The organism is Xanthobacter sp. 91 (assembly GCF_000702385.1).
In the GTDB taxonomy this organism is placed as follows: Bacteria; Pseudomonadota; Alphaproteobacteria; order Rhizobiales; family Xanthobacteraceae; genus Xanthobacter; species Xanthobacter aminoxidans.
Window position 1 is genome coordinate 1,135,665 of sequence record NZ_JNIB01000001.1, and the last position, 18,607, is coordinate 1,154,271.

Below are 18,607 nucleotides of genomic sequence, written 5' to 3' on the forward strand. Positions count from 1 at the left end.
GCCAAGGAGCGATCCGGATCACGGGTCAAACCTAAAACGAACAAATCTATGTTCGCAATCGAAAACAACGAACATTTTATGATCGATATAACAATATAAATCAATAAGTTATCTGTTTTCGTTTTCTGGAGGCGCTTCCACCACACGCACGCCATGCGTGGCGCACACGGCGCGCAGGCGATCCGAAGACAGGTGGTCGGTGACGAAGGCCGACACTTGGGAGAGGTGTCCGAGACGGACCGGCGCGACGCGGCCCACCTTGCTGCGATCGCACACAAGGATCACCCGGCGCGCATTGTCCATGATGGCCCGCGCGACCGTCACCTCGAGGGGATCGAAGTCGAGCAGCGATCCGTCCTCGTCGATGGCCGAGGCGCCGATGACTGCGGTGTCGACCTTGAACTGGCGGATCATGTCGACCGCCGCCGGCCCCACGACCGCCCCGTCCGAATGCCGCACTTGTCCGCCCGCGACCATCACGCGGATCGCGGGGAAAGGATAAAGCCTCAGCGCCACATTGATGTTGTTGGTGATGACCAGAAGGTCGCGATGGGCGGTGATGGCCCGGGCCACTTCCTCCGTGGTGGTGCCGATGGTGATGAAGAGCGAGGAATTGTCCGAGATAAGCGCCGCCGCGGCGGCGCCGATGGCGCGCTTGGCAGGTGCCGCGATCTGCCGCCGCGCCTCGTAGGACAGGTTTTCCACGGATGACGAGATGACGGCGCCACCATGGGTGCGGGCCAGAAGATTGCCGCTGCACAAGGCGTTAAGGTCGCGGCGGATGGTCTGTGGCGTCACGTTGAAGCGCAGCGCAAGGTCCTCGACGTCCACGTGGCCACTCGCCCGGGCAAGGGACAGGATGGTGTTCTGGCGATCGTTCAACACAGGCACGTCGGCCAACCCCGGTACGAAATTCCGACGTGCACGATGTCAACCCGCGCCCATCCGATCAATGGGAACGTGTCGGAAGACTGCTCCTGGGCTCTGATCACGCCGGTCCAATATGCGGCCATGGTGGCGATCGAGGAGCGGGCCGGCGTCGATGCCACCGTGAACTTGACGGCACGATGTGAGATGCGAGCACGCGCCTGCCGTTCAGTTTCCGCCGCCGCGGCCCTCGCTGCGGAGCCAACGGCCGGAAAAGGTCCCGGCAGCCACCACCGCGTCGGGATTGCCCGGATCGAGGGTGAGCACGACGGTAAAGATCCCGCTCAGCCCCCGGCGGCTGATCTGAGCCGCGGACGCATGGATCGTCGCGCCGCCGGGAACAGGACGGATGAAGGTGAGATCGCTGCCCGTGGTCAGGATGGTGCCGTCGTAGTAGCCGGCCGCGCCAAAGACCATGTCGGCCAGCGTCCACAGGGCGCCGCCATGACACGTGCCATGGCCGTTCATCTGCGCCGGGCCGACCTCCATGGTGATCACCGCGCGCCCCACCTCGGCCTCGACGAGGCATAGCGGCATCGTCCCCGAGAAGGCATTGCGCGAGAACATCCGCAGGATGCGCGCCCTCAGGCTCTCGGACGATACATCCGCGTGAGACATGGTTGCGTCCGTCATCGCTTGGCCTGGATTGGAGCGGCAATGGATGCGCGAATGCGTCCGGCAGTGTCGATGGCCGGCTTGCCGAAACCCTTCCGGGAGGCACTGTCTGCGTTCGCCGTCGGCATGATGGGAGAACCCTCCAGCTCTTTGATGGGGCGCGTCTGCTTCACGCGAGGCGATCTCCGCCTCGCGTGAAGACGCTCCAGGTCTACCCTACTTCACCAGCGGGCAACCGCCTTCATTGAGCGGGCGGAACGCCTGCGCTGCCGGGATGGTGGCGAGGGTCTCGTAGACGTCCCATTCGCCCTTGGACTGGGCCGGGGCCTTCACCTTGAACAGGAACATGTCGTGCACCGCGCGGCCGTCGATGCGCACCTCGCCCTTGCCGAACAGGGGATCGTCGATGGGCATCTCGCGCATCTTGGCCAGCACGGTGTTCGTATCCTTGGTGCCGGCGGCCTCCACGGCCTTCAAATAGTGCATGATGGAGGAATAGACGCCGGCATGAACCTGGGTCGGCATCTTGCCCTTGTGGAGCGCGGCAAAGCGCTTGGCGAAGGCCCGGCTCGCATCGTCTCGGTCCCAGTAGAACGCCTCCGTCAGCACCAGACCCTGCGCGAGTTTGAGCCCCAGCGCATGGATGTCGGTGATGAAGGTGAACAGGCCGGCGATGGACTGCCCGCCCTGCACGATGCCGAACTCGGAGGCCTGCTTGATGGCGTTGATCATGTCCTCGCCGCCACTGGCGAGGCCCACCACCTTGGCGCCGGAGGATTGCGCCCGGATCAGGAAGGATGAGAAGTCGCTGGTGCCGAGCGGGTGCTTGACCGATCCCAGCACCTGCCCTCCGGCGGCCTTCACCACCGCCACGGTGTCGCGCTCCATGGCATGGCCGGAGGCCTGGTCCACCGCGATGAAGAACCAGCTGTTGCCGCCCTGGCGCACCATGGCGCTCCCGGTGCCGTTGGCGTTGGCCCAGGTGTCGTATGTCCAGTGGATGGTGTTGGGCGTGCATTTGGACCCGGTGAGATCGGCGGTCGCCGCGCCGGCATTCAGCTGGATCCTGTCCTTGTCCTTGACGATCTGGCTGACCGCCAGCGCGACCGGCGAGCCGGTGACGTCGCCGATGACGTCGACACCCTCCTGGTCGATCCACGAGCGGGCAATGACGGAGCCGATGTCCGCCTTGTTCTGATGGTTGCCGGAGACGATCTCCACCTGGATGCCCTTGTCTGCACCCTTGAAGTCCTCCACCGCGAGGCGGGCGGCCGCCACCGAGCCAGGACCTGCAAGATCCGAGTATGGTCCGCTCATGTCACTCAGGATACCGATCTTGATCCTGGTCTCGGACGCGGCGGGCCCCGCCCACACGGCGATTCCCACCAAAACCCCTAAAATGCTCATATAATGACGCATGGCGTATCCTCCCCTTGCGGTGACTGAAGCTGTTTTTATTGGCGCCATTTACGTCAATCACATTCCATATATTATGTAAATATATTTGCCAATTTTTTTGGACGAGGCTACGTTGGGCGCTCCGCCGGAGCGCGGAGAATGATCCTCGGCCGGCCGCATGCCGATCCGGGTTGGAAAGGAGAGGACGATGCAGGACTTCCACGTGAAGCCGGGCGATTCCGCCGTCTTCACGAAAACGGTTGGCGAGACCGACGTGTACCTGTTCGCCGGCATCACTGGCGACTTCGCCCCGAACCACGTCAACCGCCCCTTCATGGAGCGCTCGCGCTTCGGCCGGCTACAGGCGCACGGCGCGCTGCTGGTCGGCTTCATGTCCACCGTCGCCGGGATGATCGCGGCCCGGACACCGCCAGAGGCGAACGAGATCGCCGTGGCGCTCGGCTACGATCGCATCCGCTTCGTCAAGCCGGTCTTTCTGGGCGATACGGTGACCACCCATTATCGCGTCAGCACGGTGGATGCCGCACGCAGGCGCGCCAGTGCCGAGATCGAGGTCACGAACCAGGACGGCACGCTGGTGGCCGTCGCCTCCCACACGCTCGCCTGGGTGCCTAACACCCCGGCGGCCGGATAGGCGAGGCCGCCCGCTGCGTCCAGACGGAGCCGCCATCGCCCATCGTATCCTCACATGTTCGGATAGTTCGGCCCGTCGCCGCCCTGCGGGGTCGTCCAGGTGATGTTCTGCGCCGGATCCTTGATGTCGCAGGTCTTGCAGTGGACGCAATTCTGGAAGTTGATCACGAAACGCGGCTCCGCCTGATCTTCAACCACTTCATAGACCCCCGCCGGACAGTAACGCTGGGCCGGCTCGGCATATGTCGGCAGGGTGACGGCGACGGGAATGGACGGATCGGCCAGCTTCAGATGCGGCGGCTGGCTCTCCTCGTGGTTGGTGAAGCTGAAGGCCACGTTGGTGAGGCGATCGAAGGAGAGCACGCCATCGGGCTTGGGATAGTCGATGGGGGTGAAATCCTTCGCCTCTCCCGTAGAGGCGGCATCGCTCTTGCCGTGCTTCAAGGTGCCCAACAGGCTGCGTCCGAAGAGCTGGTTGGTCCACATGTCGAAGCCGCCCAGCGCCAGTGAGGCCATAAGCCCGTAGCGCGACCAGAGCGGCTTCACGTTGCGCACCTTGTTCAGGTCCTGCCCCACCGCTCCCGTCCGGATCTCGCTCTCGTAGGGTGCCAGCTCGTCACCGGAGCGGCCGGAGGCCAGCGCCGCATGGACCGCCTCGGCGGCCGCCTTGCCCGAGAGCATGGCGTTGTGGTTGCCCTTGATGCGCGGCACGTTCACCAGCCCCGCCGAACAGCCGATCAACGCCACCCCTGGCGCCACCAGCTTCGGCAGCGACTGAAGCCCCCCCTCCGAGATGGCCCGCGCCCCGTAGGCCACGCGCTTGCCGCCCTTCAGCAGATCCGCCACCAAAGGGTGATGCTTGAAGCGCTGGAACTCCATGTAGGGAGAAAGATAAGGGTTCGCATAGTTCAGATGAACCACGAAGCCCACATAGACCTGATTGTTGTCGAGATGGTAGATGAAGGAACCGCCGCCCGCATTGGCGCCCAGCGGCCAGCCCATGGTGTGGGTGACCGTGCCTTCCCGGTGCCTGGCCGGATCGACCTCCCATATCTCCTTCATGCCGATGCCGAACTTCTGCGGGCAATGACCGGCGGAAAGGTCGTATCTGGCGATGACCTCCTTCGCCAGCGAGCCGCGCACCCCCTCGCCCAGCAGCACGTACTTGCCATGCAGCTCCATGCCCGGCTCGTAAGCCGGGCCGGGTGAGCCATCGGCGGCGCGGCCGAACTCGCCGGCCACCACGCCCATCACCTCGCCGGACGCGCCATAGACGAGGGCGGAAGCCGCCATGCCGGGGAAGATCTCCACGCCCAGCGCCTCCGCCTGCGCGGCGAGCCAGCGGCACACATTGCCCATGGACACGATGAAGTTGCCGTGGTTCGACATCAACGGCGGCATCGGCCAGTTGGGAATGCGCACGCCGCCGGTTTTGGTGAGGAAATGGAAATTGTCCTCGCGCACCGGCACGGTGATGGGCGCATCGCGCTCGCGCCAGTCGGGCAGCAGCGCGTCGAGTCCCGAGGGGTCGAGCACAGCGCCGGACAGGATATGGGCGCCCACCTCCGACCCCTTCTCCAGCACCACCACGGCGAGGTCGGGATCAAGCTGCTTCAGCCGGATGGCGGCGGACAGGCCGGCCGGGCCCGCGCCGACGATCACGACGTCATAGGCCATCGCCTCCCTTTGGATTTCGGACATGACGTCCCCTCATCTGGTCTCAGTATGCCGAGAGAGGCGCAGACGCGCCTCCCGTATGCGTCAGACTCGTTCGAGCAGCAGCGCGGCCCCCTGGCCGACGCCGACGCACATGGTGGCCAAGGCGTGGCGGCCCCCGCCGCGGGACAGTTCCAGCGCCGCCGAGCCGGCGATGCGCGCGCCGCTCATGCCGAGCGGATGGCCCAGCGCGATGGCGCCCCCATTGGGATTCACCCGCGGATCGTCGGCAGCAATGCCGAGCTGTCGCATCACGGCGAGCGCCTGGGCGGCAAATGCCTCGTTGAGCTCGATCAGGTCGATGCCATCCAGCCGGACGCCGGTGCGCGCGCACAGCCGTTCCACCGCAGGCACCGGTCCGATGCCCATGATGCGCGGGGCCACGCCCGCCGAGGCCCCGGCCACCACGCGGGCGAGAGGGGTGAGGCCGAAGCGCCGCGCCGCCGCTTCCGAAGCCACGATCAGCGCCGCGGCTCCGTCATTGACGCCGCTGGCATTGCCCGCCGTCACCGAGCCGTCCGGGCGGGTGATGGGCTTAAGCCGGGCAAGATCGGACAGGGTCGTGGCACGCGGGTGCTCGTCCCTCGCCACCTCTTCCGTCTTGCCACGGCCGACCGGCACGCTGACGGGGAGGATCTCCATGGCGAGCCGCCCGTTGACCTGGGCCGCCGCTGCCTTCTCCTGGGAGCGCAGGGCAAAGGCGTCCTGGTCCTCGCGGCTGATGCCATGCTCGTCGGCCAGATTTTGCGCCGTCTCAGGCATGGAATCGGTGCCGTAGTCCTGCGCCATCCGCGGATTGACGAAACGCCAGCCGATGGTGGTGTCGTGGATTTCCGTGGCACGCGACCACGGCCCGGCGCCCTTGGGGATCACGAAGGGGGCGCGGGTCATGCTCTCCACCCCGCCGGCGATGGCGAGTTCCATATCCCCGGAGCGGATGGCGCGCGCGGCAGCAACCACCGCTTCGAGCCCGGAGCCGCACAGGCGGTTCACCGTCACGCCCGGCACCGTTTTCGGCAGGCCCGCGAGCAGCAGCGCCATGCGCGCCACGTTGCGGTTGTCCTCCCCGGCCTGGTTGGCGCAGCCCATCCACACCTCTTCCACCGCAGCGGGATCGAGGCCGGGATTGCGGGCCAGGATGGCGCGAAGCGGCAGCGCGGCAAGGTCGTCGGCACGCACCTGCGCGAGCGCGCCACCGTAACGGCCGATGGGGGTGCGGATGAAATCGCAGATGAAGGCTTGGGTCATGGGGCAGCTCCCGGATCGTCGGGGTTCAGACCCTCGCGCGCCGCCTGGCGCAGGAGGGCGGGAACACCCCAGGACAGCGGATCTTCGACGGCGAAGGCCTCGATGCGACGCGCGATCTCCGCACATCCGATGCGCCCGGCGTGGTGCATGGGGCCGCCGCGCCAGCGCGGGAAGGCATAGCCATGCACCATCACAAGATCGATGTCGGAGGCCCGCGCGGCGATGCCCTCCTCGAGGATGCGAAAGCCTTCCTCGATCATGGAACTGATGGCTCGGGTAACGATCTCCTCGTCGGAGAAGGTGCAGCGCGCGATGCCGGCGCGGGCGGATTCCTCGGCCACGATCCCGTCGATCAACGGGGAGGGAGAGGCCGTCCCGCCATCGTAGTCGTACCAGCCGGCCCCCGTCTTGCGGCCGAGACGGCCGGTCTCCTCGACGATCCGGTCGGCGATGGGAATGTAGCGGAAGCCGTCCTTCGTGCGCCAGCCGAGCCTCTTGCGGTTGGCATAGGCGATGTCGAGGCCGGAGAGGTCCTGCACCTCGTAGGGACCCATGGCCATGCCGAAGCCACGCAGCGCCTGGTCCACCTGGGCCGGCAGCGCGCCTTCCATCAGCATGATGTCGCAGGTCTGGCGATAGCGGGTCAGGATGCGGTTGCCGATGAAGCCGTCGCACACGCCTGCGAGGACCGGGATCTTCTTCAGCCGCGCGGCGAGGCGCAAGGCGGTGGCGAGCGTCTGTGGCGATGTGGTCCGCGCCCGGATCACCTCCAGCAGCTTCATCACATGGGCCGGGCTGAAGAAATGCAGCCCGAGGAACCGCTCCGGATGGCTTACGCCTTCGCCGACCCGGTTCACGTCGAGATAGGAGGTGTTGGTGGCAAGGATGGTGTGCGCCGGCAGCGCCGCGTCGAGGGCGGCGAAAACCTGCAGCTTGACCTCCATGTCCTCGAACACCGCCTCGATGGCGATATCCGCGGGCGGCAGGGCGCCATAGCCCTCGTGGAAGCCGAAGCGCGCGGCCTGCTCCACCTCGGCGGCCTCGGCCGTGATCTTACCCCGCTTCACCGCGTCGGCATAGAGGCGCGCCACATTGGCCCGCGCCCGCTCGACGCCGGCGGCGTCGCTTTCCACCAGCGCCACGGAAATGCCAAGTCCGGCGAGGGCGTAGGCGATGCTGGCGCCCATGGTGCCGCCGCCCACCACCACGGCGGAGCGGATGTCCGCCCCGCCGCCCTTCCCCTGTGCCATGGCGGCGCGCTCGGCGAAGAAGACATGCCGCAGGGCGGCCGCCTGATCCGAGGTCTTCAGGGCGAGGAAGATCTCCCGCTCCAACGCCAAACCCTCGTCGAACGGAAGGCGGGTCGCGACGTCGACGAGATCGATTGCCTTCAAGGGCGCGATCTGGCCGGCACTGCGTCTTGCCACCTGCTCGCGCGCCGCCTCCACCGCATCTGGATCCGGCGGCGGGGCGGGCAAGGCGCCGGTGGCAGGTCGGTTCGGGACAGGACAGCTCATGGCGGCGGCGGCCGGATCGTCCGCGACCGCATCCACCAACCCCAGGTCCTGCGCCTCACGCGCGCCGATCACCCGACCCTCGCAGATCAGCGACAAGGCCGGCCCGAGGCCGATGAGACGCGGCAGCCGCTGCGTTCCGCCGGCACCGGGCACGATGCCCAGCGTCACTTCCGGCAGGCCCAGAGTCGCGCCCGGCGCGGCGATCCGCGCCCGGCACGCGAGCGCCACTTCCAGCCCGCCGCCGAGGGCCGTGCCGTTGAGGGCCGCGACCACCGGAACCGGAAAGTCCTCGATCCGGCGGATGATGTCCGGCAGGTGAGGCTCCTGGGGGGCGGCGGCGAACTCCCTCGCGTCGGCCCCCGCGATGAAGGCCTTGCCGGCACCCGTCAGCACCACCCTCTTCACTCCTGCGGCCTCGGCCGCGTCGAGCGCGCGGACAAGTCCTTGCCGCACAGCCTGGGACATGACGTTGACCGGGGGATTGTCGATGGTGACGAGAGCGACGCCCTCTTCGACGACGCAATGAACGGGTCCGGGCATGTCGGCCTCACTCGCGGACATGGGGGATGCGCCGCTCCGGCGCACGGGAAGCGCCGGGGCGCAAGGCGGCCATCAGGAGCGGGACTGCTCGTATTGCTCGCGCAGCAGGGTCCGCAGGGCGAATTTCTGGATCTTGCCGGAGGCGGTGGACGGCAGTTGATCGACCACCTCGATCCGCTCGGGAAAGTATTGCTTGGCGAGATGCTGGCTATCGAGGAAGGCGATCATCTCGTCGAAGCTGAAGGTCTTCCCCGCCTTCGGCACGACGAAGGCGCAGGCCCGCTCGCCGAGCCGCTCGTCGGGATAGGCGACGATAGCCACCTGCTGGATGCTCGGGTGCTTGTAGAGCACCGACTCGATCTCGACCACGGGCAGGTTCTCCGCGCCGCGGATGATGACGTCCTTGGTGCGCCCGCAGATGCGGATGTAGCCCTGCTCGTCCATGCGCGCGATGTCGCCGGTATCGAACCAGCCATCGGCATCGGTGGCGTTCCACTGCGGTCGCTTGAGATAGCCGCCGAAATTGGAGCAGCCCCGCACGAAGAGCGCGCCCTCCTGGCCGACCGGGAGCGCGGTGCCGTCGGCGGCGCGGATTTGAATCTCCATGCCGGGCAGCACGAAGCCGTCCGTGTTGATGGAGCGCTCGTCCGGGTCGGAGGGAGAAACGAGCGTCAGCGCGCCGTTCTCGGTCATGCCCCAGGCGGAGATGATCTTGGTGCCCAGAACCTTCCGCGCCCGCTCCACCAGCGCCCCCGGAATGGCGGTGCCGGCGCACAGGAAGATGCGGAGCGAGGAGGAATCCGCGCCCAGTTCCTCAACCGTGTTGGTCAGGTCCATGAGGAAGGGCGTCGAAGCCATGGTGAAGGTGACACCTTCCTGCTCGATGACGCGCGCCGCCTGCGCCTTGTCCCAGCTGTCCATCAGCACCATGCGGGCCTTGAGCATGAAGGGCATCAGCAGGCCGTACATGAAGCCGGTCTGGTGGGCCATGGGAGAGGCCATCAACACCACGTCCGATGCGCCGAGCCCGAGCCGGTCCGCATAGGCGAACAGGTTGGAATACATGGTGTTGGCGGTGTGCATCACGCCCTTGGGCTCGCCCGTGGTGCCCGAGGTGTAGATGAGCTGGCACACGGCGTTCGCACCGCTGCGGTCGCGGGCGCTGATGTCCCGGGCGGCGGGCACGTCCGCATCCAGCGCGGGATCGAGCAGCGATGCCTCGAATGCGTCCGGCCCCTCGCCTCCGGCCACGACCAGATGGCGCAGGTCGGGCAGGTCCGCCTTCAGCCGGTGCGCCATCGCCTCGTGGTCGAAGCCGCGGAAGACGCGGGGAATGGCGAACACCTTGGTCTCGCCATGGCGGAGCATGAACGACAGCTCATGCTCGCGGAAGATGGGCATCACCGGGTTGAAGACGACGCCCAGCCGGAGGCAGGCGATGTAGAGGACGACGAATTCCCACCCGTTCGGCAGCTGGCAGGACAGCACGTCGTCCTTGCCGAGGCCGAGACGGCGGAGCCCGGCGGCGGCGCGCCAGGCGAGGCGGTCGATCTCCGCATAGGTCATTTCGCGCCGCGTCCCGCTGCCGGTCACGACGGTGAGCACCGCCACGGCATCGGGTTTCTCGGCGAGGCAAACGTCGAAATAGTCGAGCAGGGTCTTGCCCTGCCAGAAACCTTCGGCCTCCATCCGGGCGCGGCGGGGCTCGATGAGCACGGCGTCGAATTGCATGGTGTCCTCCCCTGTCTCCGGATCAGCCGTTGACCGCGACCCGACCCGCCCGTTCGCGGGCGATGATGTTCTTCATGATGTGCGCAGTGCCGTCGCCGATCTGGAGGCCCAGCACGTCGCGCAGCCGCTGCTCGAACGGCAGCTCGGTGGAATAGGCGGCGTGGCCGTGGATCAGCAGGCAGGCGTGGATCGCCTCATAGGCGAGGAGCGGCGGCCACCACTTGGCCATCGCCGCCTCCGCCACGTGGGGCAGGCCATTGTCCTTCAGCCACAGCGCGTTGTAGCTCAGCAGCCGGGCGCCCTCGACACGGGTGTCGAAGTCGGCAAGCTGGTGGGTGATGCCCTGGAAGGCCGCCAGCGGCTTGCCGAAGGCGCGCCGCTCGCCGATATAGGCCCACGCCTCGGCAAGGGACTGGCGGGCCGTTCCGAGGCATTGCAGGCCGATGAGCGAGCGGGAGAAATCGAAGCCCTGCATCACCTGCACGAAGCCCTTGTTCTCCCCCCCGAGCAGGTGATCGGCCGGCACCCGCACATTGTCGAAGAAGATGGAGCCGCGGCCGATGGCATGCTGGCCGAGGTCGGTGAAGCGGGTCGTCGAGATGCCGGGGGTGTCCATGGGCACGAAGATGGCGGAGACGCCGTGCGCCTTGTCCTCGGGCCGTCCGGTGCGGGCGAAGACGACGGCGGCGGCGGCCTGGTCGGCGGCCGAGATGGAGGTCTTCTCGCCGTTGATGACGTAATGGTCGCCGTCGCGCTCCATCCGCAGGCCCAGATTGGCCGCGTCCGAGCCGCCGCGCGGCTCGGTGAGGGCGATGGCCAGCAGGATCTCGCCGGCGGTCAGCTTCGGCAGCCAGTGGCGCTTGATCTCGGGATTGGCAAAGTTCGCGAGGATCTGGCCGTTGAGCGAGGCGAGGACGTTGATATAGCCGAAGTTGAAATCGCCTTTGGCGATCTCTTCGATGATGACGCCCGAATAGATGGAGCCGGCGCCGCTGCCGCCGAATTCTTCGGGCAGCTCGGGCGCGATGAGGCCGAGGCGGCCCATCTCGCGCACCAGATCCGTGCCGAACGTGCCGGTGCGCTCGCGTTCCTTGTAGCCGGGTGCGAGCTTTTCGGCGGCGAATTTCGCCGCAAGATCGCGCAGGGCGACGAGGTCTTCAGTATCGAAAACCGTTGGATACGCCGTGGGTGTCATGGCTTGCCTGCCTTGGTTTCCTGCGTGCTGTTCTTGCTGCCCCGGTGTTTCCCCGCCGGGTTCGGCGCGGCCGCCCGTGCGCGGCCCTGTGGTCGTCCGCCATGCCGCCGCCCTGACGTGCGGCATGGCGGAGCCGTCCTGTCCCTTGCGCCCCCTGGCGGGACGGGACCAGACGACGGCGCGAAGCCCTACTTGCCGAACTTGCGGAAGTCGGGCTTGCGCTTCTCGCGGAAGGCGACGCCGCCTTCCTTGCTTTCGTCGGTGTCGTAATAGAGGCTCAGCGCCCGCATCCCGAGGGCGGAGATGCCCCGGATGTTCTCGCTGTCGGCATTGAAGGACACCTTGGCGAGGGCGAGCGCCGTGGGGGAGCGCTCCATCAGCTCGGCGACCCAGCGGTCCACCTCGGCGTCGAGTTCCTCGTGCGGAACGACCGTGTTGACGAGGCCCATGGCCAGCGCCTCGGCGGCGCTGTAGCGCTTGTTGAGGTACCAGATCTCGCGCGCCTTCTTCTCGCCGACCACGCGGGCGAGATAGGCGGTGCCGAAGCCCGGATCGACCGAACCGACCTTGGGGCCGACCTGCCCGAACTGGGCCTTGTCCGACGCGATGGTGAGGTCGCAGATGGTGGCGAGCACGTTGCCGCCGCCGATGGCGAAGCCGTTCACCCGGGCTATGACCGGCTTCGGCACGTCGCGGATCAGGCTCTGCAGCTCGTCGATGGGCAGGCCGATGACGCCGCGCCCGTCGTACTGGCCGTCATGGGCCGACTGGTCGCCCCCGGTGCAGAAGGCCTTGTCGCCGGCACCGGTGAGCACGATTACGCCCACCTTGCGGTCCCAGCCGGCGGCCTGGAAGGCATGGATCAGCTCGTCCACGGTGTGGCCGCGGAAGGCGTTGTACTTGTCCGGCCGGTTGATGGTGATCCAGGCGGCGCCGCCGCGGATCTCGTAGAGGATGTCGGTATAGCTCATCATGTCCTCCCTCAGCCGTGCATGGTCAGGCCGCCGGAGACCGAGATCACCTGGCCGGTGATGAAGGCGGCGTCGTCGCTGGAAAGGAACAGGATGGCGCCGGGCAGGTCCTCGGGCTTGCCGAGGCGTCCAAGCGGCACCGCGCGGGTGAAGGCGGTGCGCAGCTTGTCCTTGTCGCCGGCTGCCTCCATGAAGCTTTCCAGCATGGCCGTCTCGGTCACGCCCGGGCAAACCGTGTTGAAGGTAATGCCGTTGCGGGCATGCTCACGGGCGAGGGTCTTCATGAAGGCGATGACGCCCGCCTTGCAGGCGGCATAGACCGCCTCACCCGAGGAGCCGACCCGCCCCGCATCCGAGCCGATGGAGACCACGCGTCCGGCAACGCCGCGCGCGACCATGGAGGCAAGCACCGGCTTGGTGATGTTCAGCACCGAGCGCAGGTTGATGTCGATGATCTTGCTCCAGAAGTCGGGTTCCGACTTCAGAAACGGGACGAACAGGTCCCAGCCCGCATTGTTGACCAGGATGTCGATGGGCCCCAGGGCGCCCTCCACCTCGGCCACGGCCGCGGCAGTGGCGGCGGCATCGGTGAGGTCCACCACCATGGTGACGGCCTCGCCACCGGCCGCCTTGATCTCCTCGGCAACCTTCTCGGCCGCCGCCGCGCCGATGTCCGCGACAACCACGCGTGCGCCTTCCTCGGCGAAGCGCCGGCAAGTTGCCGACCCGATTCCGCCGCCGCCGCCAGTTACGACAACTATTTTACCCTTTAGGCCTCGCACGGTGGTCGTCCTCCATGATCGTGGGCTGGGCCGAAGCGCAGGGTCCCGGCATTTTCGCCTGTTCCGGCGAAGCGCCCGCTCCCCGATACGCCCGTCGCTCTTGTGACTTCTGGTTTAGCGGCTCCCGCATTTTAGGTCAATATATTTCCTTATTTTGACCGAACCCCGATCCCTTGACCGAGCCGTGCGGCGCGGTCAAAGTGCTGACATGACAAAGACTGGTGGCACTTCACGCGGGATTTCGCCGGGCCTGAGCAACAGGCTCTTCTTCCGGCTCTACCAATGCGCAAACATGTTGCATAAGACCGGAACGCGGGCGCTGGACGACTACGAGATCACCACCCAGCAGTGGGCCGTGCTCGGCGCCCTCACCCGCCCGGCGTTCGCGGAGGGCGTGGCCGTGGGCGACCTCGCCGCCTTCCTGCTGGTCACGCGCCAGAACCTTGCCGGCGTGCTGCAGCGGCTCGAGGCCATGGACTATGTGGAGCGCACGGTCGACGCCAACGACAACCGCTCGCGCCTCATCCGCCTGACACCCAAGGGGCGAAGCCTTTGGGATGCGAACATGCGCCCGGTCATCGCCGATTATTACGATGCGGCGCTGGCGGGCTTCTCCACCGAGGATCGTATCCACATGATCCACTACCTCGACAAGATGCTGAACAATTTCAAGGCGATCGATCCGGAAAGCGCAGCCCGCCACCAGGAGGAGGCACCGGTGGCGGCAGCCGCGCCGACACCTAGAGTCCGGCGCGTCCCTTCGCCTCGGCGGTGAGCGCTTTGGCGATGATGATCTGCTGGATCTGCGTGGTGCCTTCGTAGATGCGGAACAGCCGGGCATCGCGATAGAGCTGCTCGGCGCGATACTCGCGGATATAGCCGTTGCCGCCGTGGACCTGGACGTTCCGGTCGGCAATCCGCCCCACCGCTTCCGAGGCGAACATCTTGGCGCAGGAGGCCTCGACACTCACGTCCTGTCCGGCATCGCGCTTTCGCGCCGCATCGAGCACCATGCAGCGGGCGGCATACGCATCGGCCTTCGAATCGGCGAACATGGCCTGAAGCAGCTGAAAGTCGGCCAGCGGCCGGCCGAACTGCCGGCGCCCCACCGCATAGGCGAGCATGTCGTCCAGGATGCGCTCGGCGAGCCCCACGCAGGCGGCGGCGATGTGCAGACGCCCCTTGTCCAGCACCTTCATGGCGGTCTTGAAGCCCTGCCCCTCCACGCCGCCGATCAGCGCCGAGGCCGGCACGCGGCAATCGTCGAAGATGACATCGCACACATGGGCGCCCTGCTGGCCCATCTTCTTTTCCGGCTTGCCCGTGGTGAGGCCCGGCGTTCCACGCTCCACCGCAAAGGCCGAGACGCCCGCGGCGCCCTTCTGGGCTGGATCGGTGCGCGCCATCACGGTGAACAGGCCAGCATGCGGCGCATTGGTGATGAAACGCTTGGTGCCGTTCAGCACATAGGCGTCGCCGTCGCGGCGCGCCGTGGTCTTGACCGACCCTGCGTCGGATCCCACGTCCGGCTCGGTCAGGGCGAACGAGCCGATGATCTCGCCGGAGGCCAGGCCCGGCAGATATTTCGCCTTTTGCTCCGCCGTGCCGTCGATGGCGATGCCCTGCATGCCGATGCCCACATTGGTGGCGAACATGGACCGGAAGGCGGGGGCGGCGCGGCCCAGCTCGAAAATGGCGAGCACCTCTTCCTCCATCACAAGGCCGAGGCCGCCATACTCCTCCGGCGCGGTGAGGCCGAACAGGCCCAGCTCGCGCATCTCCACGACGATGGCGGCCGGAATGGCGTCGGTCTCGGCCACCTCGGCCTCCGCGGGGATCAGCCGCTCGTCGACGAACCGGCGGATCGCATCCAGCAGCTGGGACAGGGTCCCGGGATCCAAGGCCATGACATCCTCCCCTATTATGGAAATATATTGTCCTATATATGCGAGAGACTCAACCCGCAAGATGGTGGCATGAAGCCGTAAATATTGGATTCTTAAGCCCACCCGCGCCATGCTCGGCTTGCGGAAATAAGGCAACATATCATCCTGATTTGGGAAGGAAGACCATGAAGGCCATTGTGTTGACGGAACGCGGCGCCCATGGCGTCGCTCTTCTCGACATGCCCGAACCCGCCGTGCCCGAGGGATGGGCAAAGGTTCGGATGCTGGCGGCATCGGTCAACCGCGTCGATCTCTACATGCGCGACTCGGGCGCGGGCATCACCCACCAGCTGCCGCTCATCATGGGGGTGGACGGCGTGGGCATGGTGGCCGAGGCGCCCGCTGGATCCGGCGTTGCCCCGGGCGACCGGGTGATCCTTTACCCTTACGAATTCTGCGGCACCTGCCGGCCTTGCCTCAACGGCGACCAGCCTCTCTGCCACCATGCCAAGATTTTGGGCGAGCACCGCCACGGCACCTTCGCCGAATATGTGGCACTCCCCGCGCGCGCTCTGCTGAAGCTGCCGGACGACGCCGACATGGACCAGGCGGCCGTGCTGGGCGTCGCCCACCTCACCGCCTGGCGCATGGTGTTCGGCAAGGCGCCGGCCGGGCCGGGCACGGTGGTGCTCGTCCAGGGGGCCGGCGGTGGCGTCTCCTATGCCGCCGTGCAACTCGCCCGCATGGCGGGCGCGCGGGTCATCGTCACCACGACCGGGCCGGACAAGCTCGCGCATTTCCGCAGCCTCGGCGTCGAAACTCTGGACTATCGCGACGCCGACGTCGCCAGGACGGTGCTGGCCCTGACCGGAGGCGAAGGCGCAGATCTCGTCATCGACAATGTGGGCGAGCGCACGTGGGGTACCTCCCTCAAGGCCCTCGCCCGCGGTGGCCATCTCGTGACCTGCGGCGCGACGACGGGCGCCCATCCCTCGGCGGACCTCCAGCGCCTGTTCATCCGGCAATTGTCGGTGCACGGCTCCACCATGGGCTCCATGGACGAATTTCGCCGCCTGCTCCTCGCATGGCACGGCGGCGGCTTCACGCCCCGCATCGACCGCGCCTTCCCGCTGGCCGACGTGCCCTCCGCCTTCGCCCACCTCGAAGACCCGGCCCGCATGGGCAAGATCCTGATCCGCATCTCCTGATCCGCATCTCATGAACTCAATCGAAGGCCACAGACATGACCTATGAGACCGTGCTCGTCGCCACGCAGGGGGCCGTCGGCATCATCACCCTCAACCGACCGGAGGCGCTCAACGCCCTGAACCACCAGATCACCTCCGAGCTGTCCCACGCCGCCGCCGCCTTCGATGCCGATGGGGACATCGGCGCGATCGTGATCACGGGATCGGACAAGGCTTTTGCCGCCGGTGCCGACATCAAGGAGATCAAGGACAAGACCTTCGCCGAAGTCTATGAGGAGCAGCTCATCACGGCCACATGGGAAGGTGTGTCGCGGGCCCGCAAGCCGACCGTCGCGGCGGTGTCGGGGCATGCCATCGGCGGCGGCTGCGAGCTGGCCCTGATGTGCGACATCATCGTGGCGTCACAGACGGCCCGCTTCGCCCTGCCGGAGACCACCATCGGCATCATTCCCGGTGCCGGCGGCACCCAGCGCCTGACGCGCATCGTCGGCAAGGCCGTGGCCATGGACATGATCCTCACCGGCCGGGCCCTGTCCGCGGCAGAGGCGCAGGCGCTGGGGCTCGTCAGTCGCGTGGTGCCCGCTGGCACCCATGTCGCGGAAGCGGTCGCGATCGCCGCGCAAATCTCCACCTCGTCCCGGCCCGTGGTGCGCCTCGCCAAGGAAGCCGTGACCCAGGCGTATGAGACGCATCTCCAGGAGGGCCTCTATGTGGAGCGCAGGCTCCTCTATGCCACCTTTGCCCTTGAGGACCGGCGCGAGGGCATGAACGCCTTTGCGGAAAAACGCAGGCCGACCTTCCGCGGGCTCTGACCAGACGGGGTACGAACCGGCCCCGTCCCGCACGCTGTCCTGCCCCTGGCGCGTTCGGGGACCGCCAGGTGGCTGATCTCCCTCCGGCGGTGGTCCCGCGCCCCGTGCGGTACGAGGCGCGGGAACGGGCTCAGGCGAGGACCGGGCGGAACCGGCGCGCCACCAAGGCCAGGGTGCCGAGGCCGCAGACGAGGATGACCGGCACCAGCACCAGCATCACGCCGGCCGGCGTGATGCCCTGCGCCACCAGAACCCCGGCGAGCAGCGGACCGGCCATGGAGCCGAGGCGGCCGACCGCAACCACGACCCCCACGCCCGTGCCGCGGATTTCCGCCGGATAGCATTGGGGGGCGATGCCGTAGAGGATGGACTGCACGCACAGCACGCCGACGCCCACCAGCGTCACGGTGAACAGCATGGTGGCGAGCGCAGGCTGAAGCAGGCCCAGCATGGCGAGGGCGGCCGCCACGAAGGCGAAGCTGGCGGCGATGGCGATGCCACGCTGGCGCCCGTCCAGCACCCGCCCGCCGATGAGGCTGCCGACGGCGCCGCCAAGGCTGTACAGGATGAGGGCGAACGACGCCTCGCTGCGCGAGAAGCCCTGCGCCACCAGCAGCTGCGGCAGCCAGTTCATGAGCAGATAGACCACCATCAGGCCGAGGAAGAAGGCGCTCCAGAGCAGCAGAGTGGCGACCATCGAGTCGGGACGGAATACCTCGGTCCACGGCGCCTTCTGCCCGGAGGTGGCGGGCGCCATCTTTAGCGGCGGCAGGCCCATGTAGATGAACGGCACAAGGATCAGGGGCAGGACGCCGCCCACGAGGAAAATGGAGCGCCAGTCCCCGCCATGCAGGTCGAGCAAAGCGACGAGGCTCGCCACCGCCGCGCCCAGCGGCATTCCGGCATACATGAGGGCCACCGCCCGCCCCTTCCGCTCCGGACCCACCGCCTCCGAGGCGATGGAGACGAGGTTCGGCAGCGCGCCGCCCAGACCGACGCCGGTGAGGAAGCGCAGCACCACCAGTGCCTCCACGGAGGTGGCGAAGATGGTCGCGATGGAGGCGAAGCCGAAGGCTACCAGCGCGATGAGGAGCCCTGCGCGCCGGCCCCAGCGGTCCGCCGTATAGCCGCCGATCAAGGCCCCGATCATGAGGCCCAGGGTGGCCGAGGAGAAGAACAGCCCCATCTGCTGGGGCGTCATGTGGAAGGCCGGCCCGATCTTGGGGGCGGCGATGCCCGCGGCCTGCAGATCGAAGCCTTCGATCACGGCGGCCAGCGAGACGTAAAGGAGCGCCCGGCTTCCCGCAGGGCTTGTTTTCAAGGCAGTCGACATTTGCTTTCCTCCCATCCGGCGCGGCCTGTTGCGGCCGCTGTCTTGTCCGTCCGCCGATGGCCGGCAGGCCCCGC

General features: G+C 67.3%; 17 protein-coding genes. 4 read left to right on the plus strand and 13 right to left on the minus strand.

The genetic code is table 11. From position 1 onward, the window contains the following. Window positions 1–108: 108 nt before the first annotated feature. The 4 genes from A37E_RS0105505 to A37E_RS0105520 all read right to left on the minus strand — a co-directional run bounded on the left by A37E_RS0105505 (window position 109) and on the right by A37E_RS0105520 (window position 2,949). On the minus strand, window positions 109–891 hold the full coding sequence (locus A37E_RS0105505) for a DeoR/GlpR family DNA-binding transcription regulator (protein WP_029555696.1): 783 nt from the start codon (window positions 889–891) through the stop codon (window positions 109–111). 204 nt (window positions 892–1,095) lie between these two features. Further along, complete coding sequence (locus A37E_RS0105510; protein WP_051678810.1) at window positions 1,096–1,494, minus strand: PaaI family thioesterase; 399 nt, start codon at window positions 1,492–1,494, stop codon at window positions 1,096–1,098. A 62-nt stretch (window positions 1,495–1,556) separates the two neighbouring features. Beyond that, window positions 1,557–1,715 (minus strand): hypothetical protein, encoded by a 159-nt coding sequence (locus A37E_RS26815; protein ID WP_156026246.1) that lies wholly within the window; start codon window positions 1,713–1,715, stop codon window positions 1,557–1,559. A gap of 43 nt (window positions 1,716–1,758) precedes the next feature. Then, on the minus strand, window positions 1,759–2,949 hold the full coding sequence (locus A37E_RS0105520; protein ID WP_029555698.1) for an ABC transporter substrate-binding protein: 1,191 nt from the start codon (window positions 2,947–2,949) through the stop codon (window positions 1,759–1,761). A gap of 199 nt (window positions 2,950–3,148) precedes the next feature. Between A37E_RS0105520 and A37E_RS0105525 the strand changes: the two genes are divergently transcribed. Further along, window positions 3,149–3,595 carry a MaoC/PaaZ C-terminal domain-containing protein gene (locus tag A37E_RS0105525; RefSeq protein ID WP_024280795.1) on the plus strand — a complete coding sequence of 149 codons (447 nt, stop codon included), beginning with the start codon at window positions 3,149–3,151 and terminating at the stop codon, window positions 3,593–3,595. Window positions 3,596–3,645: 50 nt separating this feature from the next. Here the strand turns inward: A37E_RS0105525 and A37E_RS0105530 are convergent, their stop codons facing one another. From A37E_RS0105530 to A37E_RS0105560, 7 genes are all read right to left on the minus strand, one after another. Next, the gene (locus tag A37E_RS0105530) at window positions 3,646–5,295 is read right to left on the minus strand and encodes an electron transfer flavoprotein-ubiquinone oxidoreductase (protein WP_029555699.1); all 1,650 of its coding nucleotides are present in this window, start codon (window positions 5,293–5,295) and stop codon (window positions 3,646–3,648) included. Window positions 5,296–5,355: 60 nt separating this feature from the next. Next, window positions 5,356–6,558, minus strand: a complete 1,203-nt coding sequence (gene pcaF, locus A37E_RS0105535; RefSeq protein ID WP_029555700.1) for a 3-oxoadipyl-CoA thiolase — start codon at window positions 6,556–6,558, stop codon at window positions 5,356–5,358. Further along, on the minus strand, window positions 6,555–8,615 hold the full coding sequence (locus A37E_RS0105540; RefSeq protein WP_029555701.1) for an FAD-dependent oxidoreductase: 2,061 nt from the start codon (window positions 8,613–8,615) through the stop codon (window positions 6,555–6,557). Before A37E_RS0105540 ends, pcaF begins: the two co-directional genes overlap by 4 nt. A gap of 72 nt (window positions 8,616–8,687) precedes the next feature. Continuing rightward, window positions 8,688–10,346 (minus strand): cyclohexanecarboxylate-CoA ligase, encoded by a 1,659-nt coding sequence (gene aliA / locus A37E_RS0105545; protein ID WP_029555702.1) that lies wholly within the window; start codon window positions 10,344–10,346, stop codon window positions 8,688–8,690. Window positions 10,347–10,368: 22 nt separating this feature from the next. Then, a complete protein-coding gene (gene aliB / locus A37E_RS0105550; RefSeq protein ID WP_029555703.1) occupies window positions 10,369–11,541 on the minus strand; it encodes a cyclohexanecarboxyl-CoA dehydrogenase in 1,173 nt (390 codons plus the stop codon). A gap of 188 nt (window positions 11,542–11,729) precedes the next feature. Further along, window positions 11,730–12,512 carry a 2-ketocyclohexanecarboxyl-CoA hydrolase gene (badI, locus tag A37E_RS0105555; RefSeq protein ID WP_029555704.1) on the minus strand — a complete coding sequence of 261 codons (783 nt, stop codon included), beginning with the start codon at window positions 12,510–12,512 and terminating at the stop codon, window positions 11,730–11,732. 11 nt (window positions 12,513–12,523) lie between these two features. After that, a complete protein-coding gene (locus tag A37E_RS0105560; protein ID WP_024280802.1) occupies window positions 12,524–13,294 on the minus strand; it encodes an SDR family NAD(P)-dependent oxidoreductase in 771 nt (256 codons plus the stop codon). Window positions 13,295–13,502: 208 nt separating this feature from the next. On the opposite strand from A37E_RS0105560, the gene A37E_RS0105565 reads away from it, so the two are divergent. Then, the gene (locus A37E_RS0105565) at window positions 13,503–14,069 is read left to right on the plus strand and encodes a MarR family transcriptional regulator (RefSeq protein WP_024280803.1); all 567 of its coding nucleotides are present in this window, start codon (window positions 13,503–13,505) and stop codon (window positions 14,067–14,069) included. Here the strand turns inward: A37E_RS0105565 and A37E_RS0105570 are convergent. After that, window positions 14,035–15,201, minus strand: a complete 1,167-nt coding sequence (locus A37E_RS0105570; protein WP_029555705.1) for an acyl-CoA dehydrogenase family protein — start codon at window positions 15,199–15,201, stop codon at window positions 14,035–14,037. The genes A37E_RS0105565 and A37E_RS0105570 overlap by 35 nt on opposite strands. Before the next feature lie 164 nt (window positions 15,202–15,365). Here A37E_RS0105570 and A37E_RS0105575 point away from each other — a divergent pair, with 164 nt between their 5' ends. Continuing rightward, entirely contained in the window at window positions 15,366–16,388 is a 1,023-nt protein-coding gene (locus A37E_RS0105575; protein WP_029555706.1) for a zinc-binding dehydrogenase, read from the plus strand. A gap of 35 nt (window positions 16,389–16,423) precedes the next feature. Beyond that, window positions 16,424–17,200: an enoyl-CoA hydratase-related protein gene (locus A37E_RS0105580; RefSeq protein ID WP_029555707.1), complete on the plus strand. Its 777-nt coding sequence runs from the start codon at window positions 16,424–16,426 to the stop codon at window positions 17,198–17,200. Window positions 17,201–17,330: 130 nt separating this feature from the next. On the opposite strand, the gene A37E_RS0105585 is transcribed toward A37E_RS0105580, so the two are convergent. Then, window positions 17,331–18,533: an MFS transporter gene (locus A37E_RS0105585; protein ID WP_051678812.1), complete on the minus strand. Its 1,203-nt coding sequence runs from the start codon at window positions 18,531–18,533 to the stop codon at window positions 17,331–17,333. Window positions 18,534–18,607 lie beyond the last annotated feature (74 nt).

Bases quoted from the DNA above. Each gene is read 5' to 3' on its own strand.
- A37E_RS0105520 (WP_029555698.1), bottom strand. From the start codon at position 2,949: ATGAGCATTTTAGGGGTTTTGGTGGGAATCGCCGTGTGGGCGGGGCCC.
- A37E_RS0105525 (WP_024280795.1), top strand. From the start codon at position 3,149: ATGCAGGACTTCCACGTGAAGCCGGGCGATTCCGCCGTCTTCACGAAA.
- A37E_RS0105570 (WP_029555705.1), bottom strand. From the start codon at position 15,201: ATGGCCTTGGATCCCGGGACCCTGTCCCAGCTGCTGGATGCGATCCGC.
- A37E_RS0105585 (WP_051678812.1), bottom strand. From the start codon at position 18,533: ATGTCGACTGCCTTGAAAACAAGCCCTGCGGGAAGCCGGGCGCTCCTT.
- A37E_RS0105575 (WP_029555706.1), top strand. From the start codon at position 15,366: ATGAAGGCCATTGTGTTGACGGAACGCGGCGCCCATGGCGTCGCTCTT.
- A37E_RS0105540 (WP_029555701.1), bottom strand. From the start codon at position 8,615: ATGCCCGGACCCGTTCATTGCGTCGTCGAAGAGGGCGTCGCTCTCGTC.
- badI (WP_029555704.1), bottom strand. From the start codon at position 12,512: ATGAGCTATACCGACATCCTCTACGAGATCCGCGGCGGCGCCGCCTGG.
- A37E_RS0105565 (WP_024280803.1), top strand. From the start codon at position 13,503: ATGACAAAGACTGGTGGCACTTCACGCGGGATTTCGCCGGGCCTGAGC.
- pcaF (WP_029555700.1), bottom strand. From the start codon at position 6,558: ATGACCCAAGCCTTCATCTGCGATTTCATCCGCACCCCCATCGGCCGT.
- aliB (WP_029555703.1), bottom strand. From the start codon at position 11,541: ATGACACCCACGGCGTATCCAACGGTTTTCGATACTGAAGACCTCGTC.
- A37E_RS0105510 (WP_051678810.1), bottom strand. From the start codon at position 1,494: ATGTTCTCGCGCAATGCCTTCTCGGGGACGATGCCGCTATGCCTCGTC.
- A37E_RS0105530 (WP_029555699.1), bottom strand. From the start codon at position 5,295: ATGTCCGAAATCCAAAGGGAGGCGATGGCCTATGACGTCGTGATCGTC.
- aliA (WP_029555702.1), bottom strand. From the start codon at position 10,346: ATGCAATTCGACGCCGTGCTCATCGAGCCCCGCCGCGCCCGGATGGAG.
- A37E_RS0105580 (WP_029555707.1), top strand. From the start codon at position 16,424: ATGACCTATGAGACCGTGCTCGTCGCCACGCAGGGGGCCGTCGGCATC.